Annotated in this window: 35 protein-coding genes and 1 pseudogene; 8 read left to right on the top strand and 28 right to left on the bottom strand. The window is 60.2% G+C overall.

Translation table 11 applies throughout. The features are described from left to right. Positions 1 to 340: 340 nt before the first annotated feature. From U4Z31_RS11090 to U4Z31_RS11065, 6 genes are all read right to left on the bottom strand, one after another. Positions 341 to 1,360 carry an IS110 family transposase gene (locus U4Z31_RS11090; protein WP_321810349.1) on the bottom strand — a complete coding sequence of 340 codons (1,020 nt, stop codon included), beginning with the start codon at positions 1,358 to 1,360 and terminating at the stop codon, positions 341 to 343. A 114-nt stretch (positions 1,361 to 1,474) separates the two neighbouring features. Beyond that, entirely contained in the window at positions 1,475 to 2,002 is a 528-nt protein-coding gene (locus U4Z31_RS11085; RefSeq protein WP_321810348.1) for a hypothetical protein, read from the bottom strand. Positions 2,003 to 2,039: 37 nt separating this feature from the next. Continuing rightward, the gene (locus U4Z31_RS11080; RefSeq protein WP_321810347.1) at positions 2,040 to 2,252 is read right to left on the bottom strand and encodes a hypothetical protein; all 213 of its coding nucleotides are present in this window, start codon (positions 2,250 to 2,252) and stop codon (positions 2,040 to 2,042) included. Between the two features lie 180 nt (positions 2,253 to 2,432). Further along, positions 2,433 to 2,633, bottom strand: a complete 201-nt coding sequence (locus tag U4Z31_RS11075; protein WP_321810346.1) for a hypothetical protein — start codon at positions 2,631 to 2,633, stop codon at positions 2,433 to 2,435. A 24-nt stretch (positions 2,634 to 2,657) separates the two neighbouring features. Continuing rightward, complete coding sequence (locus U4Z31_RS11070; protein ID WP_157661044.1) at positions 2,658 to 2,882, bottom strand: hypothetical protein; 225 nt, start codon at positions 2,880 to 2,882, stop codon at positions 2,658 to 2,660. Between the two features lie 14 nt (positions 2,883 to 2,896). Next, positions 2,897 to 3,325 carry a hypothetical protein gene (locus U4Z31_RS11065; protein ID WP_321810345.1) on the bottom strand — a complete coding sequence of 143 codons (429 nt, stop codon included), beginning with the start codon at positions 3,323 to 3,325 and terminating at the stop codon, positions 2,897 to 2,899. A gap of 430 nt (positions 3,326 to 3,755) precedes the next feature. Between U4Z31_RS11065 and U4Z31_RS11060 the strand changes: the two genes are divergently transcribed. Then, positions 3,756 to 4,933, top strand: a protein-coding gene (locus U4Z31_RS11060) for an IS3 family transposase (RefSeq protein WP_321810344.1) whose coding sequence is annotated in 2 segments (ribosomal slippage) — positions 3,756 to 4,011 and positions 4,011 to 4,933 — 1,179 coding nt in all. Because the reading frame shifts where the segments join, the coding sequence is not laid out codon by codon here. 107 nt (positions 4,934 to 5,040) lie between these two features. Continuing rightward, the gene (locus U4Z31_RS11055) at positions 5,041 to 6,162 is read left to right on the top strand and encodes an IS110 family transposase (RefSeq protein ID WP_321810343.1); all 1,122 of its coding nucleotides are present in this window, start codon (positions 5,041 to 5,043) and stop codon (positions 6,160 to 6,162) included. A 295-nt stretch (positions 6,163 to 6,457) separates the two neighbouring features. Here the strand turns inward: U4Z31_RS11055 and U4Z31_RS11050 are convergent, their stop codons facing one another. The 16 genes from U4Z31_RS11050 to U4Z31_RS10975 form a co-directional block, all read right to left on the bottom strand. Continuing rightward, positions 6,458 to 6,715, bottom strand: coding sequence for a hypothetical protein (locus U4Z31_RS11050; RefSeq protein ID WP_321810342.1), 258 nt, complete (start codon positions 6,713 to 6,715; stop codon positions 6,458 to 6,460). Between the two features lie 12 nt (positions 6,716 to 6,727). Then, positions 6,728 to 7,675 (bottom strand): hypothetical protein, encoded by a 948-nt coding sequence (locus U4Z31_RS11045; protein WP_321810341.1) that lies wholly within the window; start codon positions 7,673 to 7,675, stop codon positions 6,728 to 6,730. Between the two features lie 185 nt (positions 7,676 to 7,860). After that, positions 7,861 to 8,187 (bottom strand): hypothetical protein, encoded by a 327-nt coding sequence (locus tag U4Z31_RS11040; protein WP_321810340.1) that lies wholly within the window; start codon positions 8,185 to 8,187, stop codon positions 7,861 to 7,863. Between the two features lie 75 nt (positions 8,188 to 8,262). Further along, the gene (locus U4Z31_RS11035; RefSeq protein ID WP_321810339.1) at positions 8,263 to 8,577 is read right to left on the bottom strand and encodes an H-NS histone family protein; all 315 of its coding nucleotides are present in this window, start codon (positions 8,575 to 8,577) and stop codon (positions 8,263 to 8,265) included. A 39-nt stretch (positions 8,578 to 8,616) separates the two neighbouring features. Next, positions 8,617 to 8,859, bottom strand: a complete 243-nt coding sequence (locus U4Z31_RS11030) for a hypothetical protein (RefSeq protein ID WP_321810338.1) — start codon at positions 8,857 to 8,859, stop codon at positions 8,617 to 8,619. Between the two features lie 32 nt (positions 8,860 to 8,891). Beyond that, positions 8,892 to 9,134 carry a hypothetical protein gene (locus U4Z31_RS11025; RefSeq protein ID WP_321810337.1) on the bottom strand — a complete coding sequence of 81 codons (243 nt, stop codon included), beginning with the start codon at positions 9,132 to 9,134 and terminating at the stop codon, positions 8,892 to 8,894. A gap of 12 nt (positions 9,135 to 9,146) precedes the next feature. Continuing rightward, on the bottom strand, positions 9,147 to 9,305 hold the full coding sequence (locus tag U4Z31_RS11020) for a hypothetical protein (protein ID WP_321810336.1): 159 nt from the start codon (positions 9,303 to 9,305) through the stop codon (positions 9,147 to 9,149). A 232-nt stretch (positions 9,306 to 9,537) separates the two neighbouring features. Next, a complete protein-coding gene (locus U4Z31_RS11015) occupies positions 9,538 to 9,837 on the bottom strand; it encodes a hypothetical protein (RefSeq protein WP_321810335.1) in 300 nt (99 codons plus the stop codon). A 12-nt stretch (positions 9,838 to 9,849) separates the two neighbouring features. Beyond that, on the bottom strand, positions 9,850 to 10,212 hold the full coding sequence (locus U4Z31_RS11010; RefSeq protein WP_321810334.1) for a DUF6283 family protein: 363 nt from the start codon (positions 10,210 to 10,212) through the stop codon (positions 9,850 to 9,852). 32 nt (positions 10,213 to 10,244) lie between these two features. Then, positions 10,245 to 10,502: a hypothetical protein gene (locus U4Z31_RS11005; RefSeq protein ID WP_321810333.1), complete on the bottom strand. Its 258-nt coding sequence runs from the start codon at positions 10,500 to 10,502 to the stop codon at positions 10,245 to 10,247. 251 nt (positions 10,503 to 10,753) lie between these two features. Further along, positions 10,754 to 11,008: a hypothetical protein gene (locus U4Z31_RS11000; RefSeq protein WP_321810332.1), complete on the bottom strand. Its 255-nt coding sequence runs from the start codon at positions 11,006 to 11,008 to the stop codon at positions 10,754 to 10,756. Positions 11,009 to 11,023: 15 nt separating this feature from the next. Then, on the bottom strand, positions 11,024 to 11,275 hold the full coding sequence (locus tag U4Z31_RS10995) for a hypothetical protein (protein WP_321810331.1): 252 nt from the start codon (positions 11,273 to 11,275) through the stop codon (positions 11,024 to 11,026). Between the two features lie 13 nt (positions 11,276 to 11,288). After that, positions 11,289 to 11,729: a HEPN domain-containing protein gene (locus tag U4Z31_RS10990; RefSeq protein ID WP_321810330.1), complete on the bottom strand. Its 441-nt coding sequence runs from the start codon at positions 11,727 to 11,729 to the stop codon at positions 11,289 to 11,291. Further along, positions 11,726 to 12,088: a nucleotidyltransferase family protein gene (locus U4Z31_RS10985; RefSeq protein WP_232437021.1), complete on the bottom strand. Its 363-nt coding sequence runs from the start codon at positions 12,086 to 12,088 to the stop codon at positions 11,726 to 11,728. Before U4Z31_RS10985 ends, U4Z31_RS10990 begins: the two co-directional genes overlap by 4 nt. 32 nt (positions 12,089 to 12,120) lie before the next feature. Next, entirely contained in the window at positions 12,121 to 12,363 is a 243-nt protein-coding gene (locus U4Z31_RS10980) for a hypothetical protein (protein WP_232438893.1), read from the bottom strand. A gap of 95 nt (positions 12,364 to 12,458) precedes the next feature. Next, positions 12,459 to 13,154 (bottom strand): site-specific integrase, encoded by a 696-nt coding sequence (locus tag U4Z31_RS10975; protein WP_321810329.1) that lies wholly within the window; start codon positions 13,152 to 13,154, stop codon positions 12,459 to 12,461. Positions 13,155 to 13,401: 247 nt separating this feature from the next. On the opposite strand from U4Z31_RS10975, the gene U4Z31_RS10970 reads away from it, so the two are divergent. The 6 genes and pseudogenes from U4Z31_RS10970 (at position 13,402) to U4Z31_RS10945 (ending at position 17,460) form a co-directional block, all read left to right on the top strand. After that, positions 13,402 to 13,722: an H-NS histone family protein gene (locus tag U4Z31_RS10970; protein ID WP_321810328.1), complete on the top strand. Its 321-nt coding sequence runs from the start codon at positions 13,402 to 13,404 to the stop codon at positions 13,720 to 13,722. A 51-nt stretch (positions 13,723 to 13,773) separates the two neighbouring features. Beyond that, positions 13,774 to 14,914: pseudogene (locus U4Z31_RS10965) on the top strand (error-prone DNA polymerase); the annotation flags it as partial. A 125-nt stretch (positions 14,915 to 15,039) separates the two neighbouring features. Next, complete coding sequence (locus tag U4Z31_RS10960; protein WP_321810327.1) at positions 15,040 to 15,339, top strand: H-NS histone family protein; 300 nt, start codon at positions 15,040 to 15,042, stop codon at positions 15,337 to 15,339. Between the two features lie 100 nt (positions 15,340 to 15,439). Continuing rightward, entirely contained in the window at positions 15,440 to 15,832 is a 393-nt protein-coding gene (locus U4Z31_RS10955; RefSeq protein WP_321810326.1) for a DUF2471 family protein, read from the top strand. Between the two features lie 149 nt (positions 15,833 to 15,981). Continuing rightward, positions 15,982 to 16,929: a tyrosine-type recombinase/integrase gene (locus tag U4Z31_RS10950; protein WP_321810325.1), complete on the top strand. Its 948-nt coding sequence runs from the start codon at positions 15,982 to 15,984 to the stop codon at positions 16,927 to 16,929. 51 nt (positions 16,930 to 16,980) lie between these two features. Next, positions 16,981 to 17,460 carry a hypothetical protein gene (locus U4Z31_RS10945; protein ID WP_321810324.1) on the top strand — a complete coding sequence of 160 codons (480 nt, stop codon included), beginning with the start codon at positions 16,981 to 16,983 and terminating at the stop codon, positions 17,458 to 17,460. A 130-nt stretch (positions 17,461 to 17,590) separates the two neighbouring features. On the opposite strand, the gene U4Z31_RS10940 is transcribed toward U4Z31_RS10945, so the two are convergent. From U4Z31_RS10940 to U4Z31_RS10915, 6 genes are all read right to left on the bottom strand, one after another. Beyond that, entirely contained in the window at positions 17,591 to 18,550 is a 960-nt protein-coding gene (locus tag U4Z31_RS10940; RefSeq protein ID WP_321810323.1) for a hypothetical protein, read from the bottom strand. After that, complete coding sequence (locus U4Z31_RS10935; RefSeq protein WP_321810322.1) at positions 18,525 to 19,394, bottom strand: hypothetical protein; 870 nt, start codon at positions 19,392 to 19,394, stop codon at positions 18,525 to 18,527. Before U4Z31_RS10935 ends, U4Z31_RS10940 begins: the two co-directional genes overlap by 26 nt. Positions 19,395 to 19,598: 204 nt before the next feature. Beyond that, complete coding sequence (locus U4Z31_RS10930) at positions 19,599 to 20,027, bottom strand: phospholipase D-like domain-containing protein (RefSeq protein ID WP_321810321.1); 429 nt, start codon at positions 20,025 to 20,027, stop codon at positions 19,599 to 19,601. Positions 20,028 to 20,167: 140 nt separating this feature from the next. Further along, entirely contained in the window at positions 20,168 to 20,449 is a 282-nt protein-coding gene (locus U4Z31_RS10925; RefSeq protein WP_321810320.1) for a hypothetical protein, read from the bottom strand. A 193-nt stretch (positions 20,450 to 20,642) separates the two neighbouring features. Continuing rightward, on the bottom strand, positions 20,643 to 20,837 hold the full coding sequence (locus U4Z31_RS10920) for a hypothetical protein (protein WP_321810319.1): 195 nt from the start codon (positions 20,835 to 20,837) through the stop codon (positions 20,643 to 20,645). 22 nt (positions 20,838 to 20,859) lie between these two features. Further along, on the bottom strand, positions 20,860 to 21,036 hold the full coding sequence (locus tag U4Z31_RS10915) for a hypothetical protein (protein ID WP_203234300.1): 177 nt from the start codon (positions 21,034 to 21,036) through the stop codon (positions 20,860 to 20,862). Between the last annotated feature and the right edge of the window lie 74 nt (positions 21,037 to 21,110).

The following is a 21,110-nucleotide window of genomic DNA, read 5'->3' as shown; positions in this document are numbered from 1 at the left end:
CCTCTATCGTGGATCATGACCCGCCCCACGTGTCTCGCCGTTTGCGGCCATGTCACCTATATGAACGCGTCCCGTTTGCAACAGTTCTCGTGTGTTCCGACAGACAGGATGGGCTGCAGCTCTATATCCGGCCTTGATGCAGTCGATACTGCCGCTGCGGGCCCCTATGAAATCCGCTGGCCCGCGCCTCATTCTCCGAACGAGCTCAAAGCTCTTGGTGACATTCAGGCTTGGCGGGCCCAGGTCCTACCTGGCTCGTCATCACACTCGATTGCTGCGCAACCTTTCGACGTTCACCCTACCCTGTGTAAATGTTGATCTTCTACCTCGCAGGAACCGATCAGGCTGGTTTCACGCTGATGTAGTCCTTTCGATACGCTCGCTCATGAGCGAGTACCGCCCAGATCGTTCGCGCCATCTTGTTGGCCAGTGCAACGATCACCACATTCGTCGGCCGCCGCTTCTTGATCTGCTCAACCCACGGCCCAGGCTCCTTCGCGTGCGTCAGTACGCTGCGCGCGCCGTGAATCAGCAACGTCCGCAGATACGTGTCGCCTCTCTTGCTGATTCCATGCAGATTCACCTTGCCGCCAGAACCTGTCTGCTTGGGCACCAGACCCGCCCACGCCGCAAATTCCCGCCCCGATCTGAACGCTTTCGGATCGCCCATCATGGCCACTGCGGCGGTCGCCGTCAGCAACCCCACGCCAGGAATCTCGCTGATCGCCTGCACCGCCCGGTCTTCCTTCTTCCATTCGCGCATCCGACGCTCGATCTCGGCAACCTGCTCGTCCAGTCTCGCCAACCCGCTCCACTGCTCGCGCAACGTTTCGATCAGCGCCGCTGGCAGACGCTCCGCGATCCGGCCAAGTGCCGCCGGTATCTCCTTGTCCAGTGCCGCCCGGCCACGGCTCATCACCTCGCCGTATTCCGTCAGCAGTCCACGCAGCCCGTTGATCTGCATCGTGCGGAACTTCACCAACTGCTCCCGCATCCGATGCAGCGCTAACATCGCCTGCTGCATTTCCGTCTTCACCGCTATCGGCTTGCCCGGCTGCTGCACTGCCAGCCATATCGCTCTCGCGTCTGCCGCATCGTTCTTGTTACGGATGTTGAATGCCTTCACGAACTCCGCCGGCATCAGTCTGACCTCATGACCCATCTGCTTTAGCACTCGGGCCCAGTGGTGCGCACCGCCACACGCCTCCATCCCAATTACGCACCGATCACGATTCACGAAGTGCTCCAGGAACTTCGCTCGCTTGATCGCCTTGTTCACGATCTCGCCGCTTGTCTGATCAACGTAATGCACCTGGAACACGTTCTTGGCGATATCAACGCCCACGGCCATACTGTTCATCGTGGATCCTCCGGTTGCCGGGAAATGCGTGCATTTTCCACCTGGGCACATCGATGCCGTTGGCCCGTGAGGATCCACCCCTCTCTTGCTCTCACGTGGGTGGGTGGGACGCGTTCATTTCAATTCTCCAGTGGGCGTCGTGACCGCGGATGTTTTGGTTTCTTCTGTGTGTATCTGAACCGCGCGGGTAACAGCTACGCTCTCGACCGGGCAGAGGGTAGCGAAGACACCAAGCGTTGTACCGACGAAATACAACGTCAGGTATAGCGTTCGGTTGGCACGCTCGGTGAGCGTCCTCCCCCCCATAGTTTGGATGTCCCAGCCTCGAACGAAAACCGTGCCCCACAGAAGGATTGCAGCGGCTGCAGCCTGAAGCCCCAACTGCCAATCCGAGGGCAACGAATTCCCAAAAACTTTTGCGAGGGCGGCAATCGAAGCGCCCAATGCGAGCGCTACAGCGACCATCGCGGCCGATCGCCAGAACGCGCATCGAACCAACGCCGCCCGTTCAGACGGGGTTGTCGGGTCCACGTGTTCGGCGTTAATAACTTTCAGGTGCATCTCTTCCGCAGCAAGAAACGCCGACGGCGCGAATATCATCTTCGCTGCATTTGAGAGGTCGATTGTGAGGCGTCTGATCATAACGTCTTCGCGCGTTCGAAGGGCATTTTCCGAGCGGTTAGGCGACAGTCTGTTTCTGGATGGAGCGTGTCGTGTCGAGGCCGCGCAGGTTAGTATGCTCGGTGACTGTGTATCTGGCGATCACCTTGCCCTCGGGAGTGACCTCTGCATATTCGTCGATTTCCGTCTGCCCCATCGTGCCTTTCGTGCGCGAGCGCACGTAGCGCAATTCATTGACGGAGGCGACTCCCAGTTCTTCTTTCAGGTCCATAGTTCGTTCTCGTTGAGCCGGCTTGGCCGGCGCTTCCTTAGTGCCGACGCATTGGCGTTTTCCTACAGTTCGTGGTTCGCGAGCCACATCAGCGCGCCATCGCGTTCGCTACCTGCAATAGTCGTCCACGTGCGGCCTTGTCCATCGACCGCTATGCAGCCGGGTTGCCAATGCTCCGGGTTAGCGTGCGTCGAAGACGCCTGCTGCAATCAGCCGCGTCGCGTCACCTTCGCTCACGATCGCACGCGCGGCGCCGCATGAGAATACGGGGCCGGATGGATGACCACCTTCGATTCGGGCTTTGCCGAACTCGATACAGAACGTCACCGAGTCGAGAATGATTGTGCTTGAAGGGATGTGAATTTCAACGTTGCTTACCATGGTTTTCCTCTTGTTTTCCTGGGTTCAGAACAGCCGCTCGAAAAGGATAAGGTCTATATAACCCTGGCCGGTATGGTCTTCCTTGTGCCGTTGACGAATGCGAATCTTCCCTTCGCGTTCCAACCGATCTGCAACCGCGACGTCGTGCTGGAACGCCTCCAGCCCATTCACGCCAGCCTCGGCCGGTCGCATCGAGCTATGCTGGCCGATTCCGCACGCCTCGTAGGCCTCAACTGCTGAGCTTCCCATACGACCTCCGGTTCCTAGCCATTCCCAATCGTGCAGGCCTCGATCGCGGCGTCGAACGAGGCAGTGGGCGACAGCGGACTGTCGTATACGATGCGAGCAAGCCCCGCTACGACTGCTTTCGAATCGAACCCGTGTTTCACTAGTTCATGGACAAGGTATTGATCATTCGAAAGTTCAACGGCGTCAGCCTTCTCGATTTTCAGGTCTCTCGCTTCGGCAAGCCGATAGCTAATCGCTCCGTTGTACCAGCAAACTAACGGCACGTCATGGCGCTCGTCCATTTCCTTCATGATCATTTTTTGCAGCACATTGACGTCAGTGAGCGAGCCGGCCTTCTCCAGTGTGTCGCGTCGCTGGTTCGACTCCATGATGCCCCCTATGACGGCCGAACCGACAAAGAGTACAACCACGGCCCCCACAATCACCGCGATCCAGAACAACATCCCATGACTCTTTCTTGTTTCAATCATATCTCCCCCGGGCTAACGTTTCGAGCGCCGCTCGCGCACGCGGTCCTATCGTCTGTTTCCTGGTCTTCCTGTGTCTGATGTTAGTTTGCCGATGTGGTGAATCCGATGCTCTTGCGCCGCCCTTGGAGGGCCTCTACGAGTCTTCTTTCGGTATCGGCAATAACGTCATTCAAGAATTCATCCAGGTCATCGCTCGATTCAATTTTCCGCTCTGAACCGTCGGCTAGCTGAAGACCGAACGAAGTGACTGGATCGGTGTCTGCGCGAATCGCCAGCACTATGGATTCAAAGAGCCACGCATGGCCCTGAGGATCGCCATAGGTGACGCGGATGCCGAAGTGTAGTGGTCTAATGAATCCGGACACTGATTTAGGCGAGAATGGTCGCCATGAAGAGGTGTCTGATGAGCAAGCAACGACGTACGTTTTCCCCAGAGTTCAAACAACAAGCCGCCTGTCTGGTGCTCGACCAGGGCTATAGCCATATGGAAGCAAGCCGCTCGGTCGGCGTCGGCGAGACGGTGCTCCGCCGCTGGGTGCAGCAACTTCAGATGGAACGCCAGGGTGTCACGCCGCAGGGCAAGGCAATCACGCCAGATCAACAGCGTATTCAGGAACTCGAGGCGCGTATCGAACGCCTCGAGCGTGAGAAGGCCATTTTAAAAAAGGCTACCGCGCTCTTGATGTCGGAAGGCATCGAACGTACGAAGTAATTGATCAGATTGGCGCAAGCGAATCGGTCGAGCTGATCTGCGCGGTATTCGACGTGTCGCGGTCCTGCCTGTATGCACACCGAGGGCGAGCCCGACGCGTCGATGCCGAGCGCATGGCACTGCGTAGCCGGGTACACGAGCTGTTCATCGAGAGTCGAAGCTCTGCTGGCAGTCGCAGCATCATGGGCATGATGCGCGAGGAAGGTACGGCGATTGGCCGCTTCAAGGTCAGCCGCTTGATGGAAGAACTCGGGTTGATCTGCAAGCAGCCGGGCCGCCATGCCTACAAGCAGGCCACGGTCGAGCGGATCGATATCCCGAACCATCTCAATCGCGAATTCGAGGTTGGTACGCCAAATCAGGTGTGGTGTGGTGACATCACGTATGTCTGGGCGCAGGGCCGTTGGCATTATCTGGCCGTAGTACTCGACCTGTTCACGCGTCGGGTTGTTGGCTGGGCGTTCTCGACACGACCTGATGCCGATCTGGTCGTGCAGGCGTTGGAGATGGCCTATGAGCAACGTGGTCGACCGCAAGGCTTGCTGTTTCACTCGGATCAAGGCGGCCAATATGCAAGCCGGAAATTCCGTCAGCGCCTCTGGCGCTATCGGATACAGCAGAGCATGAGCCGTCGAGGAAATTGTTGGGATAACTCCCCGATGGAGAGGCTGTTCCGCAGCTTCAAGACCGAATGGCTACCGTCAGTGGGCTACATGTCGGCGCAGGAGGCACACCGGGACATCAGCCATTACCTGATGCACCGGTACAACTGGATACGGCCGCATCAGTTCAATGACGGACTGGCGCCGGCGGTTGCGGAAGAAAAACTTAACGCAGTGTCCGGGATTAGGCAGTATGACTTTCCGTGAGGTAGGGCTGGCCTGGCGTGGTGTATTCAACGCGGGTTAGCATCGCTGCCAGAGCCGCACCGGTGGGCCGAAGCCGCACCGCGGCGATTTTCACCACGGAGGCCAGCATGGAAAAAGATAGCACGCTGTACGTCGGTCTGGATGTGCATAAGGAGTCGATCTCGGTGGCATACGCGGTCGACGCAGGCGCGGTCGAATCGCTCGGCAAGATCGGTACGACCAAAGCGGAGATTGATCGGCTGTGCAAGCGGCTGCAGTCGAAGGCGCCGCACGTGCGAGTCGTCTATGAGGCCGGTCCGTGTGGCTATGGCCTGTATCGGCAGCTCGTGGAGCGCGACTTCGAGTGCATGGTGTGCGCGCCGTCGCTGATACCCCGCAAACCTGGCGATCGCGTCAAGACGGATCGCCGTGATGCGATGAAGCTTGTGCGTGCACTGCGTGCCGACGATCTGTCGGCCGTGCATGTGCCGACGGTCGAAGACGAAGCTTTTCGGGATCTGGCACGAGCATGGGCGAGCGTCCGAGAGGAGCTGCGTCAGGCAAAGCAGCGTTTGAAGTCGTTTCTGCTCGCGCACGGGGTGCGCTACACGGGGCGAGCCGACTGGAGTGAAGCACACAAGCGCTGGATCAGTTGCTACTCGTTCGGCAACGCGTGGCAGCAACTGGCATTCGAAGAACACCGGCGCACGATCGACGATCGGCTTGCCCAATGTGATCGTCTGGAAGCGGCGTTGCGCGAAGCTGTCGTTGACTGGCGTTTCTACCCCGTCATACAGGCATTGCAGGCCATGCGGGGCGTGCAGTTTCTGACCGCTGTTGGCATGGTGTCGGAACTTGGCGATCTATCGCGATTTATGCATCCGCGTCAGCTCATGGCATGGTTCGGCGTGACGCCATCCGAACACTCGTCCGGCGGCAAGCGACGCCAGGGAGCCATCACCAAAACCGGCAACAGCTACGCCCGTAAGTTGCTGGTCGAGGCCGCCTGGAGTTACCGGCATGTAGCTCGCGTCGGGCCGCAGATTCAACGTCGACATGAGGGACTACCAAAAGTGGTTATCGACCGTGCCTGGGACGCCCAGGTTCGGTTATGCCAGCGGTACCGCAAGCTGGCAGCGCGCGGCAAGAACGCCGGCATCACGATCGTCGCCGTCGCGCGCGAACTGGTTGGCTTTATTTGGGACATCGCTCGTCTCGCAATGACGGCGACGTCCCCGCGCAGTGTCTGATACGCCAACGAGGATTTGCAAATTGATGGGCATCATCACGGAGAGTTTCCTGAAGGCGGCGTAGCCCGGTACTCGAGCAACCCGCGGTTCAACTAGGCAACAGGCAAGGCAAGGTATGTCCAATTTGCGCCATTAGAGAGCGGCAGGCTCATGAGACGGACCTCTGTAATGCGGTACCCAACCCGCGCATATCAGTGTGATCCACCGTCGTCGTTACTGCTACGTCGCCCTCAGGAAATTCGAATGTCCACGGAACCACGAAAACCGGTCGCTTCGGTTGACGCGGAAAGTCATATCAGTTGACCACTACAAAGTACCAAAGACCGTCTGCACCCTGTACAACCTCCGGCCAGCCGGTCTTGTGCTTCACGTCTGGCGGAAAAGAGAGGTCATCGTTGAGGTCGACGGCCGAGACACGCCCCTCTGGCGCTTCAAGCACCTCTGCGAAGCGTCGGATAACTGCGGCAGCCTTCTGTCGACACTGCACTTCGATTTTGTTCAGCCGGGCAGCCAACGCAACAGCCCGGCCCGCAAGCTCATCATATTTGGTCATGTTCCTGTTTTCCTATGCTTTTAGCGGTTCAAAAATCATCTCCCGCACCGAGACCGCGGGGCTCAAGGAAGCGCGGAAGACCCGGATCGAGCACTCGCCCGCCATGACGTTCTGGAGCATGTCCACGAACTTGTTCGCCTCGGTGGACATCGTTTCATTTTCAAAACACAGCACGGACAACGTACCGGCGAGATAGTCCGGCACCCGAAGGATGCCATCACACCAGAGTGCGCCGGGTCGCTGCTCGTTGAGCCCGACGACGGGGCCTCGCCATCCCTCAAAATTCTCGCTGCAGGCAGTCGGCACCTCCAGTGCGATGAGATGTTTTACCAGCTCACCATAAGCACTGGTGATCCTGTCCCGATCGGAGAACCAGCCAATCCGGTCCGGGCGCAGGGGACTCGTCCTGCTAATCAGGCAGATCAAGTACGAGACGATCGAAACTGTGAAAAGGATGTCGCTGAACAGTTTGGTGCTGAAACTGTTTGCACGGACCTTTGAGAGTGCTTCTGACAGGTTCTTTGCGAACGTGTCGCCCGGGGCCCCTTGCAACTTCAGTGTCCGGACCAACTCACGCAAGCCATCGCCGATCTGTTGCCGATCAAACGGCAGTCCGTTACCCTTTTTCATGGAAAAGCAGAATGAGTAGAACCGCGCGTCATCCAGAATTCCATGCATCTGCTGAGGAATCGACTTGACATCTTTAAGGTCGGGCGTGGATTTCTCCAGGGCAAGTGCGAACAAGCCAGACAGATGCATGCCCAACGGCGCAACCGTGAACACGAAGGTGTCACTCGGGCGTTCGCGGTCGCCAATCACATAGTCTGAGAATATGCCCCAGCGCGGCGTTCGATACCGCTCAACGTATTGCCGGAAGTGCGCTTCAGTTCCGGACCGGGTGACCACGGAATCGATCTCGCCGCGGATTTTCTGAAAGATACTACTCGCTCGCTCATCCATCTTCGCCCCCGATCAGCGTGGTTACTGTTTTCCGATCTTTCAGTGAGAGAAGTACATCACCATCGAGAAGACGAAGGCAAGAACAACGACAACGGACCAAAACAGTTGCCATCCCGGACTTGAGCGATTTATCGCCTCTGCAAGGTGGCTTTTTCTTTTGTATTTTCGACGAGCCATGTGTTTTCCTAGTCTTTCAAGGGGATGTGCTCACCAGCGCGCGACTGCATCCCGAGCTTCCCTTCACTCCCCATCGCGTCCTGCCACGCGATCATCGCGTCTGCAACGGCATCTTGATTGCCGCTGAACGCGAAGACAGTTTCCCCGCACGACGGACAGATTCCGCCGAAGGCTGCGCGGATGCCCGTCATGTTCCGCGTGTCCATAGCATCGAGATCGGTGAATGCTGTCTTGCACGCGCCGCACACTAGCTTCTCTGGCCGCAGCGCTTCAATCTTCGCCTGTGCTTGCGCAATCCGTTGCTCTTTCGTACCGCGCTGTTTTGCTTGGCCCATCTACTGCCTCCCGTATCGCAGGCGCAAAATCGCGCCGCTGTTTTCCTATCAATGGTCGACGAGCGGCTACCCTACTCAGATGGCGAGCAGGTCGGGCTGAATTAGGAACGCTGCAGGATCGTTACCGAGCCATGCTGGCTGCCGCCCCCTGCCGGACCAGGTTTTACCTGTCGCCGGGTCGCGGTACTTCGGAACGGTCGACACGCGCCTCGAGTTGCGCTTATGCACTTTCTCTTGCAGATCCAGAACGCTGAGATCGAACTCCTTCATCAATGCCTTGATCTGTCCGATCACCGCTTCACGTTCGGCTTCGCGAGCGGCGTTGATTTGCGCATCCAGTGCCTCTCGTTGCGCAATTAGAGCTAGGTAGCCTGTCGGTTTGGAGTTCATTTTCTCTCTTTTCCTTGCGCCGGCAAGGTTGGCGTTTTCCTAGCCGCGTTGGCCGACTGCGCCGCACCGATAGTTATTGTCGATCCACCGCTTCGCCCACTCGATGCCACGTTCGTAGGCCTGTGCTCGATACACGCGGTTGCCCAGGTCGGTGAAAATGAAGCGCTCTTCGCATCGCGAAACGATAACGCCAGAGACGAAGAGCCGCTGATTCGCCAGAATAGTCGGTGACGCCTCGATCTTCCAGCCCTCATACTCTGCGAACCGCTTCGCTCGCTTCATGGCAGCCTCCGGGTGCAAGTTCGTCAACGTTTTTATAGTTCGTGGTTCGCGAGCCACATCAACGCGCCATCACGTTCGCTACCCGCGATAGTCGTCCACATGCGGCCTTGTTCATCGACTGCTATGCAGCCGGGCCGCCATTGCTCCGGGTTGCGCAATTGGTTCACCCAGCCTTGGACCTCACCTTGGAAAAACACCACGACGCCACCCTTACCAACAAGCACTTCCTGTTCGCGATAGCGACCCGCATCATCGATCATTGTCTTCGCATCCATCGTCGTGTTTTCCTAGTCTTTGAAGGGGATGTGCTCACCAGCGCGCGACTGCATCCCGAGCTTCCCTTCACTCCCCATCGCGTCCTGCCACGCGATCATCGCGTCTGCAACGGCATCCAGTGCCTCTCGTTGCTCAATTAGCGCTCGGTAGCCTGTCAGTTTGGAGTTCATGTCTCGCTTTTCCCTTGCATCAGCTCGACATTATGCCGACGATCTTGACGTCGGCCGGACGCACTCGTAGCCGGCGCGCTACAGCACGCTGCGCTCGCGTGGTCAGGTCGTATCCCTTCGTGGGATCTGCCACCCGCGCAATGAAGTCGACGCGGCCCGTGATGGCCTTTCCCAGTTTCACAGCCTCGTAGCTCGCAGACACCGCTATTCGCTCCATTGCGCTTTTCCGATTTCAACGAGAAAAGTAGGCTCGCAATGCGTCGCCTGCTGCGCGCTCATATTGCCATGCCGAATCCGAGCCGTCCTCGCAGGATTGCGCGATGACGGTGGCCAGATGCGGCACGGCGCTTCGTCCCGGCTCACCGGATTCGGCCGCCTGCAGCTCAAGCATCACAGCCTCGGCCGACTGCCCGTAGCCCTGCCAGCGGAACGCATTGCCGCGGGCGTCGCCCAGAAGTTCTGGCTGTTCTCCGCACGCATCGCAAATCGCTCGCGCCACGGCTTCGCGGACTTGTTCTCGACGATCAACCATGAGATTTTTCCGTCATCGCGTTACTAATGTTTCACGCAGCTTGTTCAAAACCTCTTCGTAGTTCTCGTGCAGGTCGGGCCAGTCCGTACCAGGTTGCAGCGCGGAAGCGTCCAGGCGCTTCGACGCGAGCGCCAACCGCACGCTTGGATGGCGATGCCCAACCGTGGCTAGCCAGCCCGCGCAGGCGAACTCTTCACCCGGCTTCGACTGGTGACACGCAAAGATGCTCGCGCCGAAATCCGGTCCCATGTCACGCTCATCCGGGCACGTCGCGGCCAAATTCTCTGCAAGAGCAATATCAAAGTTCGGGATATCGCCGGCCGTCGCATCCACCCGCCACGGGCACGACGGGCAGGGCTTGTTGAGTTTGTTCATGCCACACGTTTTCATCGGCCTTTTTCCCACGATCAAAACGAGATCGCATCTATCGGAACTTCGATCCCGTAGTGCTTCGCGATTGCCTCGCGGAAGACAGACCACTCGATCGCGCCGGCGGGCTCATGCGTGCAATGCAAGCACTGATCTGCGCCAGCCAACTGCTCCGTCACCGTCCGGTGCACGTCGATCCCAAAGCGCTTGCTGAATCGGCCAACGCATCGACCATCGTGTGCGGTCACCCAGACGGTATCGCCAAGCGACGAAACGTCGATGCTGTATGTGTTCATTTTTCCCATTCAGCTCGATTGCTTCAACACGGCCGCGCGGTACTGTGAGCGCAGCAACAGATCCGGAACCGGTGCGAAAACTTCGGCCATGAACTGGAGCTCGACGCAGGCGCCAACGCAGTGCTTGGGCGCAGCGCGATCGAACGCTGCGCGCCATTGGCAATTGCGTCTTGTCGCCCGAGGCGACGGCACGAATCGCCGCCCGCTCCGCCTCGCTCAAAATCGCTTCCATAGTTTTCCTTCGTACGTCGTCACCACGGCGCACGATCACCGCGACACTGGTTGTAGACCGCCTCGCCCAGGGCCGTGAACGTCATGGAGCGGTCGTCTGCCTCGCCTTCGATCGTCACGATACCTTTCCGGGCGAGGCCTGCGGCCGCCCGGCCTTCGCCCTGCTCAATCGGCAGCGTGCGCCCTGCTGTCGGGTCCGGGTAGACGTGTTCGATGATCGACTCGATCAGCGCATGCTCGCCTGGGGAGAGGTGAACAACCATTTCAGTTCTCATCGCTTTTCCTTGGGTCTAGCGCCCGCGCCCATCGGGGATATCGAACATCTCTACAGCGCGGCCGCGCGGGAAAGTCCCTTGCAGCCAGTCCTGCCAGTCCCATGCATACGCACACTCACCTTCGCCGTCGAGCGCTGGGCAGGCAGAGCCGCGCAATGCAATGCGGAAACTGTCTTGCCACGGCTGCGGAATATCGCTCAGGCGTACGGCGAATGCACGACCTGCGCGTTCGATGAGTGGGACGGTGGGCGCTGACGCGATGCTCATGAAACCGCTCCGTTCAAATATCGATGCCGGGCGTCGATGGCGGTTCCGGATCTTCCGGCTTCTGGGTCAGATCGCGAGCGAGCAGCTGGCGCACCATGCCGACGAAGTCCTCTGCCTGCCCGACCGCCCAGAGTGCCTTGTCGGCCACGATCGCTTCGACGCCATAGTCTGCGATTCCGCGCAAGCTCTCAACCTGCCGCAGAGCCCTACCGAATTCCGGTTGAATTAGCCCGCTCCTCACCAACTTCAAGCCGAATGCGGCGATCAGCCCGCTATGGGTCTCTGGCGACTTCTCCGCCACGCCACTACCCAGCAGCGCCGCGTGCGCGGCATCAAACATCGCGTAGTACGCACGATTACACGCGCCCTCGTAGCCTCCGACTTTGAGTAGCACACGCGCCTCTTCGAGTGCGCGGCCTGCCTTCGCCATGTAGTCCTTGTGCGTCTTGCTCACAGCGGAATACCCTCACGACGAATGTTCTCAATCAGTACCGGATTGCTGAACAAATCAGGGTGCTCCATCTCATCCTCCCAAAGCGGCAACGCTCCGACTAGAACTCCGGTTTCGAGCAGCACGTCGAAGGACGTGCCCGCCATATCGAGTGCAATATCGGTGCGCTCCCCATGCTCGCCACGAAGAATGACGGCAATGTCTGCATCGCTCTCATCGGTGTTGTCGTGTCGAGCACGACTGCCGAAGAGAATAGCTCGGCTTACCGGATAGCGGACCGCGATGCGCTTCAGAAAGACATCTGCCGCGCGGGCCGTTAACGGGTCAACAGACGGATTCATCAGGGAAATCTCCGGGGTCATGCTTCTCATGTTAGGTGTACATGTACACCATGTCAACGCGCTTTATTCAATTTCTTCAATGCCTTCTCAAGCGCTTCAACAGCCCAGTCGTGACAGGTCCGTGCGCGCGACGTATCCGGATCGCAAGTCCACGACTTCACGGCATTCAGGCTGCACGGACGGCTGGTTTGCTTCGCAATGAGCCTGGCGGCTTCGCCCTGCGATCCAGCGAGCGTGCACAGCGCGCGCATGCGGGCACGGTTGTCCATCGTTGGGGGTGGCGATAACGTGTTCATGTACACCAATATATCATTGGATTTCCGGTCCGGCGCACGTCCTGTATTTCCGGTATTCGCCGTCGGTGCTTGAGCCGGTACGGCGAAGTTTCTCGTCAGTCCGAAAACGGACCGCCAAGTTCCTTCATTGCTTCGCGACGCGCCATTCGGGAAACCTCAAGATAGGGCGCGACGTGATCGAGGTGGACATGGCCGAGCAGTAACTGCACCGTTTCAATCGAGTGGTACTGTGCAACAAGCCGACTCGCGAAGGTCCGGCGACCTGAGTGGCTTGAAAACCCCCGACCGAAACCAGCGGCGCGGTACAGCCCGGTCACATAGTTCTGAAGGCTGTCGGCCGCGAGATATTCGACCGTTTCGCCGTGGTAGTTGACACGACGCTTCACGCTCAACTCGTAGCGTGTGCCCTTGTGCGTCAAGATGAGCGGCACGTTAGGCATAAGTCCCTGCCACTTGCTCCGGTCGAGCGCTGTCACCTTGCCGCGCTTCCAGCGCCATTCGATGTACCGCTCCAGGGCAGCGACGGTTTTGGGATGACTCAAATAAACACAACGGGCCTTCGAGCCTTTGGTAATCACGCCTCGAAGGCTCACTTCCACGCGGAGACGGCCGGACGGCAGCAGCACGTCGGCCACCTCGAGTTGGGCGATCTCGGACACACGCATGCCGCATGTAAATCCGAGCAACAGCACGAGCGTGTCGCGCTCGGGGTGCCGACTCGTCGCGTCAGTGACGCACAACAGGTGCCGGATCTGTGAAGGGGTAAGGATCTTTGCACGCTTCGGTTCCATCGCTTCTCCATCTCGGAATACGCTCGGTTTCGAGCCTGTTACGAGAGAGAAAACGGCGTGGCACTCCTTTTCAGTGTAACCCGCGCCGCGCCTCGCGTCCTCGGAAAAAGCCGGCAGAGCCCCTCGCCAGCCTTTCCGACTGAGCGCCAAATCCGCAACGTGCCGTCCTCATGTCTTAGCCGGCGTTTCAGTGACGTGGCTTTCTCGGCTACCATCCTGCGGATTTCCAATAGACTCCCGAACGACAATGTTGACTGATATCGAGGCCCTCCAGGCTCAGCTGCGTGAATTGAACGACCGCCTCATCGACACAAGGCGTGAGGAGAAGCGTGCCGCATTGGACGCAATTCGCGACCAGGTTGCGCTTGGCGGCATCTCGGAGGAGGAGCTTTTGTCAGCCGCAGGATTCCGCAAGCCACGCAATCGCCGCGCTGCTGCGAAATACTACAACCCATCCTCGGGTAAGGAATGGTCGGGGTTCGGCCCCCGTCCGAAATGGCTGGTAGACAAGAACCTCGAGGACTATCTGGTCGACCGAGTGACGAAGACGTGGTGGCCTGGCGAGTAGCCGGACGCGGCTGCACTTCAAATGTCGCGTCTGTCCACATCGCTCGGGTCCGGTCCGGTACAAGGAGGCATGGTTCATCCGTTCCTGCGCAGGAGACAGGGCTTGGAACCCATGACGTTTCCGTCGGCCGAAATGGAAAAGGCCTTGAAGCGCACGCTCGGCGTGCCGATTTTCCAGGAGCAGGTGATGCAGGTCGCGATGCTGGCGGCCGGCTTCTCAGCCGGCGAGGCTGATCAGCTGCACCGCGCGATGGCGGCACGGAAGCGCAAGGGCGGCCTGGAGCCGTATCACGACCGGCTCGTGAGCGGCATGCTCGCGCGAGGCTACGATCGCGAGTTCGCCGACGCGATCTTCTCGCAGATCAAGGGCTTCGGCGAATACGGCTTCCCGGAGAGCACGCGGCCAGCTTCGCGGTGTCGAGGTGCTGCCCGTCGACGTCGCGTTGAGCGCGTGGGATTCCGCGATCGAGGGGCCAACGACGTCGGCGCCGGTGCGGCTGGGTTTCTCCCTGCTGCGGGGCATGCGCGAAGACGCGGCCGGTCGCATCGAGCTCGCACGCGCGGTGCGCCCGTTCGCTGACGTCGCGGATCTCGCGCGGCGTGCACAACTCGACCGGCACGACCTGCAGGTGTTGGCACGTGCCAACGCGTTGCGAACACTCGCCGGCGGCAACCGGCGCGACGCGCTTTGGCTCGCGGCCGCGGCCGTCCCCGACCGGGATCTGCTACGCGGGACCGAGCGCGACGACGCGACGCCAGCACTGCCGCTGGCGTCCGAGGGAACGGAGATCGTGACCGACTACCGCGCGATGGGCTTCACACTCGGCCGGCATCCGCTCGCGCTGCTGCGCGAGCGCCTGGCGCTCGATCACCTGCAGTCGGCGAACCAACTGGTGACTCTGCGCAACGGGCAACTGGCGCGCGCATGCGGACTGGTCGCGGTGCGGCAGCGCCCGGGCACGGCCAACGGCGTGCTCTTCATGACGCTCGAGGACGAGACCGGCCAGGTCAACGTGATCCTCTGGCCCGGCCTGCTGGAAAAGTCTCGGAAGGAGGCGCTCGGCGCTGCGCTGCTCGCGGTATACGGTGTGTGGCAGGCGGAGGGCAAGGTGCGACACCTGATCGCGAGCAAACTCGTCGACCGGAGCGACCTGCTCGGCGCCCTGCCGACGACCACGAGAGAGTTCTGCTGAATGATTCGGGTACCGGTCGCCTCGCTCACGTGGAAGGTTCGACGTGAATCGAGACGGGAACTTGAATTCCAGATTCCCTCGCTAAGCTGGTCGATATTGATTCCCCAACAACGATCGGAGAGATCATGTCGACCTACCAGGAACTTCTCGCGAAACGGACCGCACTCGAAGCGGAAATCGATGCCGCCAAAGGCGCGGAACGGACAACCGCCCTGTTCAACGTCTGCCAGCTCGTCAGTGAATTCGATATCAGCTCACGCGAGATCTACGGTGTACATCGGAAGAGCGCGCGCCGACGTCCCGATGCCAAGTACCGTGATCCAGAAACCGGTGCAACATGGAGTGGCCGTGGCCGCCCGCCGGCGTGGATCGATGGCAAGGACCGTGTCTTCTTCGAAATCGAGCGCCATGGCGCCCGCTCTTGAACTGCGACCGAACGCTCGTTACATTTACGATGCATTCCGCCTGCCTGCCGCGTGAGAATTTCGCGCGGCAGGCTGCTGTCCCCTCTCGTTGTTGCCCGCTATGAACCTTGCCCCAACCGATGGTCGCCCCGATTCGGAATTCGACCCAGTCTGGTACGCGCACGCGCTCAAACTCGCCACGGAAGATTTTCGACGCGTGGCGACTTTGCTCACAGAGCGCTACATCAGCGCGGGCCTCGCTCACGCGTTGAGCTGGCCGCTGTTGCTTGAGATCGAAGAGCAGGCGTTTTCCGATCTGGCCTTTCAGAGCCGCAACGATCCTGTGATCGTCGACGCGCTGCCGCGCATCGGACCGGCTACGATGCCGGGCGTCGATTTCAGCGGCCTCATCGACTGGAGTCACACGGAGCCGTCGCTGCCGATTGTCTATCGGTGCGTCCGAGAGCTCCTGGTCGGTGTGCCCACATCCGGGAACGGGCAGGACCTGGCGTGAACGACGCATTCCGTGCGCTCAACAGGGCGCGTGCCGGCGTCCGTGCGCAAGCGTGGGTGGACAGTCGCCCCTCCCTTTTGCAGACTGGTGACGCGAATCGTAGATTCGCGTTATGCTTGGGGTACGCAATATTCAGTATATAAGATCAAATGGACGAACCGACTCTCTGGCTGTCGGCACCGGCCGAGGCCTATCAGAAGTGGCAACGCACGGAAGCCGCCGGCGCCGATCGGCGCGCGTTCTCGCCGCGGTCGATCGTCCAGCACGAAGCAATGTTCGAACGCTTCATGCGCCACCTCACCGCCGCTCAGCTGTCGCTGGCCACCTTCGGGCCCGACCACCTCGAATCGTTCTTCGCTGACCTCGATCGCCGATGCAAACCCGGCACCACGACACGCCTGCGGTACCAAAAGCTCCTCGATCGGCTCGGCCGACACCTGGTCGACGTCGGCGTGCGTAAAACCAATCCAGCGGCCGCCTATACGTTGACGCAGACGTGGCCGGAGGACGAACCCGTCCCGGTGTACCTACTCGAGGCCCACGATCTTCGCCTGCAGGCGTCGATCCGAGCCATCGACGGGCTCGACGATCGCGCGTTGCGGAACCGCGCCATCGTTGGCTTATTGCTCTCGACCGGCATCACCGCGCAGGAAATCCGACAGGCGGCCGCCGTCGACCTCGCCCTGTCGCCGACGCGGCCGCACCTCCTTGTACCGAAGCGCGGCCCACGCGAAGCACGTCGGGTCAACGTTGATGAGTTTGCGGAACCCGCGCTCGCGCGATGGCGGAAACTGTCTGCGGCCGCCGACAGCCCACTGCTGTTCCCGTCCCCCCGTACAGGCGGGCCAATGACCGACGAGATGCTCGGCCGCATCGTTCGAGACGAGCTCCTCGCGATCGACGTTCGGCTCCCCGATATGAGCCCCCGCACCCTGCGGAACACGTTCGCCAGGCGCCTGCTGCGCACCGGCAAAAGCAACGACGACGTCATGCATCTCTTGGGCCTGACGAGCCAGCGCACTGTTATCCGCATTCGGGCAACGATCCCGACCGGGCCTCAAGCGACCCCAGACTTGACTGCCTCTCCGCCTCGATAGCCTGAAAAAGCCAGCGGATGTGCTGGCTTTTTCTCTATTGGAGCATTCACTATGGACTACGTATCGCACTACACGGACCTCGTCTACTTCGCGAATGGTGGCATCGCCGTCTGCCGCTACCGGCTCCTCGCGCTCGCGTCGGACCCGAAACAGGTCGTCATTCAGGTCGAGAACCACGGCGGGCACAAGAGCATTCTGATCACTGATCACATCGTCCGCGACGGAATCATCAACCGGATCGCCGATTGCGACCTGACGGGCGTCCCGTTCGACATGCTTTGCGTCGCGTTGACCGACGCTGGCCAACATCACATCGCCTTCGTCGAAGCCGATCTCGAGGACTACATTCATCGCGGATATCCGTACGAACGATACGCTCAGCCGGCCGCACGTGGCCGACATATCGAACGCATCTCGATCAATTCCCGTGACCTAGTGGTCGGCCGGGCCCGCCTGCAGACCACGCATGCGACTCCTACGCTCGCAGTAGACAGTCTCGGAGCCATCCTCGACCGACTGACGACCGCGTAAGCGTCCATTACGCAGTCGTGTAGCCTCGTCTGGCGATGACGTTCCGAGTCCGATCGCCAACAACCACGAGAGCGACAGGCAGAAAAAAACCGGTGCATACGCACCGGGTTGGGTTCCAGAGTGTCAGGCTTCAAGCCGCCTGCGAGAACAGATCGACGGGCGCCAGGTTCAGCATCGTGAGGTGCTCAGTGCTCGATATCGTGCGGTCGACGAGAAATCGATCCAGCTCGGCCGGCGTCAGGTTGTGTCGCTCGGCGAGATGCGTGAAGTACTGCCCACGCTTGGCCATCTCCTGATACCGGCCCGCCATACCGTCCGGAAGCCGAAGAATGCCCTCGTTCAGCCAGAACCGTGCCGACTCCATCCCCGAGTGCTGCTGCGCCTTCACGGACCATCCAGCATCGAAACTGCAGGTCACGAACGCACACGCCGCCTCGACGTCTACCTCGAACTGGTCGCTCTCTTCGAAATAGACGATCTGCTCGCCGGACCTCGTGCGCGCAGATCGGCTCGGTCGCTCCGGATGCAGGTAGCGATTCCACTGTTCCGCGACGTAGTCGCGAAGGCCATCCGTGGGCACCTCGGCGTCGTACGCGCCGACGAAGAACCACCCATGATGCGGGATATCGATCTTCGGCAGCGGGTCCACCACCGGCACGTGGTAGCGCCGTCCGAGCCGATGGACGTCGAACCAGACCGACAGCGCTGGAAACGCATGCGGCGCGTAGTGGTGCATCGAAAGATAAAAGTCGATCGCCACTAGCTGCGCCGGCGTGACCATCTCGAACTGCACGTCGCAGAGCACCCGGTTTTCCAGTGTGTCAGGTATCTCGCCCGTAGCCAGCGCGCCCTCATGCCGCTCAGCGCGCTCGACCTCAAGCGCGTCAAGCGTAAGCAGGTACTGCAGCAATCGAACGCGCTCCAGATACGACAGAACGTCCGGCTTGACCGCAAGATACCCGGCGTCACTCAACTTCCGGCCGACGAGCTCGCGACGGCCGAGATCCCATTGCACCGCCATCAGGTAGTTGCGGAAGCGGTTCAGGCCCTCCAGATGACGGTGGTCAGCTTCCTTCACCATCAACTCCATCGAGCGATCGCGCTCGCCGCTCACGCAACAGAACGCGCACCCGAATCGAGACCAGCACGCGGCACGCGCGCCGCCCTCCCCCAGAATCACACCGCATGTCCCCTCGTTCCCCGCGCGGTATAGATCCGACAGACGCAGGATCGACTCGCTGGACACGGGCGACGGAAAGGAACGGTCTGAATCCTCTGCGAAGAGCGAGAGCATCGTCCATACGCAGTCGGTGGACCACTCGGCGATCGGCGAAAACGTGAGAAATCCGTCCGCGTTCCGAACGGGTCTCAGCGCATTCTCGTTGCGAGCGGCCATGGCCCTTGCGCGACTGCCGCTTTCCCCGAACCGGTTGCCGAGGATGGTGACGACTTCGCTTCTTCCGCCGGCGGCCGCCGAACGCTCGAGCGTGACGCGCAGGGCGATTCTGCGGGTCGACCTTCCAGTCCGCCGCACACGCACGTATCCGCTTTCCGTTCTTTACCCCGTTTTCCGGGGTGCGGGGAAGTGTGCCGCGCCCGATCGTCGCAACGACGAACTGAGACGCCAGCGATGGCTTCGCAACATGCACCGATACCGATGCACCGGCGTCCGCATAGGCATCGCGGATCTCATCCAGCATGGCCTGAAGGTGCCAGTGCATACTCGGATTTTCGATCGTCGTGTCAGCGCTCGTCACGAAGTGCTCGCGCGACACGTCGGTGCCGGCACGCCTGACGGCTTCCAGCATCAGGATCGCCGTACACGTCGAATCCTTTCCGCCGCTCAGGGCATTCGACAGGGTGTAACCCTGCCGAATCAGCGTAACGAGTTCGTCAATCGCCGATTCCATCTTCGCCAAAATTTCAGAAAACATATGCTGCTCCACGTGCACGGAAACAGCCCCATGCGGGAGCCGTTCCCGCATGGGTTGAGGATAGATATCGATCAGGGCGCGCGGTAGAGTTCACCGTGCGCAGAGACCGCCTCCCAGTTCTTCAGATAGACGCCGGCGATCCGCGCGTTGCCGCGCAGCACCACGACGTTCTCCGAGTTGTACTGGGCCGCCTGTTGCCTGTAGTTAACTCCCGGTCTGTACCGTCACGTTGTCAACGATCAGGACCTTCGAGTGCTGGGCCGAGCAGCTGCTCACGACACGAACCGGAATCCCAGCGTAAGTGAGCGCTCCGAGCGCCGCTCGAGCACGGCCGCTACGGTCCTCTTCGAAGTTGCTGCGCGCGTCGACGGTGACCGCGACGTCAACGCCACGTCGCTTCGCGGTGACGAGCGCACGCGTCACCGTCGGAGCGGTGAACGAGTGGGCCAGCACGCGAATCGACTGGCGAGCCTCGCCTATGGTACGAAGCACAAGACTTTCTGCTCCACCATCCGGCGAAAACGCTACTTCAACCGTCGGCACCGTCTCCGCTTTCGCGCGACCGGCGAGCGCGACCGCAACGTAACAGCACAGCGATGCAACGAGCACTGCCCAGCGTATTTGCTTCTTCATCAAAGCCTCCAATAGAGCATAAGTAAAAGGCCCCACTCTCTTCCGAGAGCGGGGCCGAAAACCGGAATTTCAGAGAAAATGTACTGCTGCAATAGCGCAGGAACAGTCCCACGGGGAGCTATTCCCGCACGGGTTGTAGATCAAGCGCCCCGCATCACCGGAGGCGACAGATACGCTGCGTCGATTTCGTCTATGTCGGGTTCGTCACCGAACAACTTCCCATCAAACTCGCCCCTCGTTGAACAGGTCGTCTCGCCAACGCGCTTCAGATAGAACATGTGACTGGGAAGGGTGTCGAGGAATCGTTGCACGGCAAGCTCGTCGAGCATGTCCGGCGTACGGTCAGTCTCAACCGATTCGAATGATCCCGTCGGTGCGAGGTAGCTCTCGTAGACAATGAGCAACCCACGTTCGTCCGCCACCGCGACGCTTCTCGTCAGACACTCGGCGCGTCGTCCGTAAGCTGCATGCCGGGGGCAAGCACAACATAAGTAATCGTGCGAAAGGACACTTTTCTACTCCTCTGAAGGTGAGCGGCCAGCCCTAACCGAGCAAAGCCTCCTCAAGAAAAAGAGGCCCGACTCTCTACCGAGAGTGGGGCCGCAGTTCAGCGGTTTAGATGCAGGGTTTGGGATGCCCTGCGGGAAAAGTTCGGACTTGGTCATCCTTGCAGATGACCGCGTCCGTTTTCATAGGCGGCCGCCTATTCACGGCCTGCGAGGCCACCGCGTAGCGCAGGACCAGCGCCGGCGGCTCCGCCCCGCCGTGCATCGCGATCAACAGCATCACCAGGTTCGTCATCCCGTCCATCGAACACTCCTCCGTCGACGATTCAGGACACGACGACAGCCGTAGCGGCCACCGTCACCCAGCGCCCATCAACCAGCACGTCGCGCAGCCGCGAGCCGTTCAGCTCGTAGACGTGTTCCGTACCCATGCGGATGGGCTTCGGGCGGATCGAAACCGTCAGGCTTCGATGCAGAGCAGCAGCATTGGACTTCAGTTTCATTGCGTTCCTCGAATAGAAAAAAGGCGAGGAACGCCCCTGTGGGGAACGTTCCCCACCAGGGTTAAAAATGTGTG

The sequence above is a fragment of the Burkholderia sp. BCC1985 genome (genome assembly GCF_905339915.1).
GTDB lineage: Bacteria > Pseudomonadota > Gammaproteobacteria > Burkholderiales > Burkholderiaceae > Burkholderia.
This window is presented reverse-complemented; position numbering and strand designations above follow the sequence as displayed.

Coding starts and splice junctions, on each gene's coding strand:
- U4Z31_RS10930 (WP_321810321.1), bottom strand. CDS start 20,027: ATGAAGAAGCAAATACGCTGGGCAGTGCTCGTTGCATCGCTGTGCTGT.
- U4Z31_RS11075 (WP_321810346.1), bottom strand. CDS start 2,633: ATGGTAAGCAACGTTGAAATTCACATCCCTTCAAGCACAATCATTCTC.
- U4Z31_RS10935 (WP_321810322.1), bottom strand. CDS start 19,394: ATGTTTTCTGAAATTTTGGCGAAGATGGAATCGGCGATTGACGAACTC.
- U4Z31_RS11070 (WP_157661044.1), bottom strand. CDS start 2,882: ATGGGAAGCTCAGCAGTTGAGGCCTACGAGGCGTGCGGAATCGGCCAG.
- U4Z31_RS11080 (WP_321810347.1), bottom strand. CDS start 2,252: ATGGACCTGAAAGAAGAACTGGGAGTCGCCTCCGTCAATGAATTGCGC.
- U4Z31_RS11085 (WP_321810348.1), bottom strand. CDS start 2,002: ATGATCAGACGCCTCACAATCGACCTCTCAAATGCAGCGAAGATGATA.
- U4Z31_RS11065 (WP_321810345.1), bottom strand. CDS start 3,325: ATGTTGTTCTGGATCGCGGTGATTGTGGGGGCCGTGGTTGTACTCTTT.
- U4Z31_RS10920 (WP_321810319.1), bottom strand. CDS start 20,837: ATGGACGGGATGACGAACCTGGTGATGCTGTTGATCGCGATGCACGGC.
- U4Z31_RS10950 (WP_321810325.1), top strand. CDS start 15,982: ATGGACGAACCGACTCTCTGGCTGTCGGCACCGGCCGAGGCCTATCAG.
- U4Z31_RS10915 (WP_203234300.1), bottom strand. CDS start 21,036: ATGAAACTGAAGTCCAATGCTGCTGCTCTGCATCGAAGCCTGACGGTT.
- U4Z31_RS10975 (WP_321810329.1), bottom strand. CDS start 13,154: ATGGAACCGAAGCGTGCAAAGATCCTTACCCCTTCACAGATCCGGCAC.
- U4Z31_RS10955 (WP_321810326.1), top strand. CDS start 15,440: ATGAACCTTGCCCCAACCGATGGTCGCCCCGATTCGGAATTCGACCCA.
- U4Z31_RS11055 (WP_321810343.1), top strand. CDS start 5,041: ATGGAAAAAGATAGCACGCTGTACGTCGGTCTGGATGTGCATAAGGAG.
- U4Z31_RS10985 (WP_232437021.1), bottom strand. CDS start 12,088: ATGACCCCGGAGATTTCCCTGATGAATCCGTCTGTTGACCCGTTAACG.
- U4Z31_RS10960 (WP_321810327.1), top strand. CDS start 15,040: ATGTCGACCTACCAGGAACTTCTCGCGAAACGGACCGCACTCGAAGCG.
- U4Z31_RS11040 (WP_321810340.1), bottom strand. CDS start 8,187: ATGGGCCAAGCAAAACAGCGCGGTACGAAAGAGCAACGGATTGCGCAA.
- U4Z31_RS11030 (WP_321810338.1), bottom strand. CDS start 8,859: ATGAAGCGAGCGAAGCGGTTCGCAGAGTATGAGGGCTGGAAGATCGAG.
- U4Z31_RS10980 (WP_232438893.1), bottom strand. CDS start 12,363: ATGAACACGTTATCGCCACCCCCAACGATGGACAACCGTGCCCGCATG.
- U4Z31_RS11025 (WP_321810337.1), bottom strand. CDS start 9,134: ATGGATGCGAAGACAATGATCGATGATGCGGGTCGCTATCGCGAACAG.
- U4Z31_RS10970 (WP_321810328.1), top strand. CDS start 13,402: ATGTTGACTGATATCGAGGCCCTCCAGGCTCAGCTGCGTGAATTGAAC.
- U4Z31_RS11050 (WP_321810342.1), bottom strand. CDS start 6,715: ATGACCAAATATGATGAGCTTGCGGGCCGGGCTGTTGCGTTGGCTGCC.
- U4Z31_RS11090 (WP_321810349.1), bottom strand. CDS start 1,360: ATGAACAGTATGGCCGTGGGCGTTGATATCGCCAAGAACGTGTTCCAG.
- U4Z31_RS11020 (WP_321810336.1), bottom strand. CDS start 9,305: ATGAACTCCAAACTGACAGGCTACCGAGCGCTAATTGAGCAACGAGAG.
- U4Z31_RS11010 (WP_321810334.1), bottom strand. CDS start 10,212: ATGAACAAACTCAACAAGCCCTGCCCGTCGTGCCCGTGGCGGGTGGAT.
- U4Z31_RS10995 (WP_321810331.1), bottom strand. CDS start 11,275: ATGAGCATCGCGTCAGCGCCCACCGTCCCACTCATCGAACGCGCAGGT.
- U4Z31_RS10945 (WP_321810324.1), top strand. CDS start 16,981: ATGGACTACGTATCGCACTACACGGACCTCGTCTACTTCGCGAATGGT.
- U4Z31_RS10940 (WP_321810323.1), bottom strand. CDS start 18,550: ATGGAGTTGATGGTGAAGGAAGCTGACCACCGTCATCTGGAGGGCCTG.
- U4Z31_RS11035 (WP_321810339.1), bottom strand. CDS start 8,577: ATGAACTCCAAACCGACAGGCTACCTAGCTCTAATTGCGCAACGAGAG.
- U4Z31_RS11005 (WP_321810333.1), bottom strand. CDS start 10,502: ATGAACACATACAGCATCGACGTTTCGTCGCTTGGCGATACCGTCTGG.
- U4Z31_RS11000 (WP_321810332.1), bottom strand. CDS start 11,008: ATGAGAACTGAAATGGTTGTTCACCTCTCCCCAGGCGAGCATGCGCTG.
- U4Z31_RS11045 (WP_321810341.1), bottom strand. CDS start 7,675: ATGGATGAGCGAGCGAGTAGTATCTTTCAGAAAATCCGCGGCGAGATC.
- U4Z31_RS11015 (WP_321810335.1), bottom strand. CDS start 9,837: ATGGTTGATCGTCGAGAACAAGTCCGCGAAGCCGTGGCGCGAGCGATT.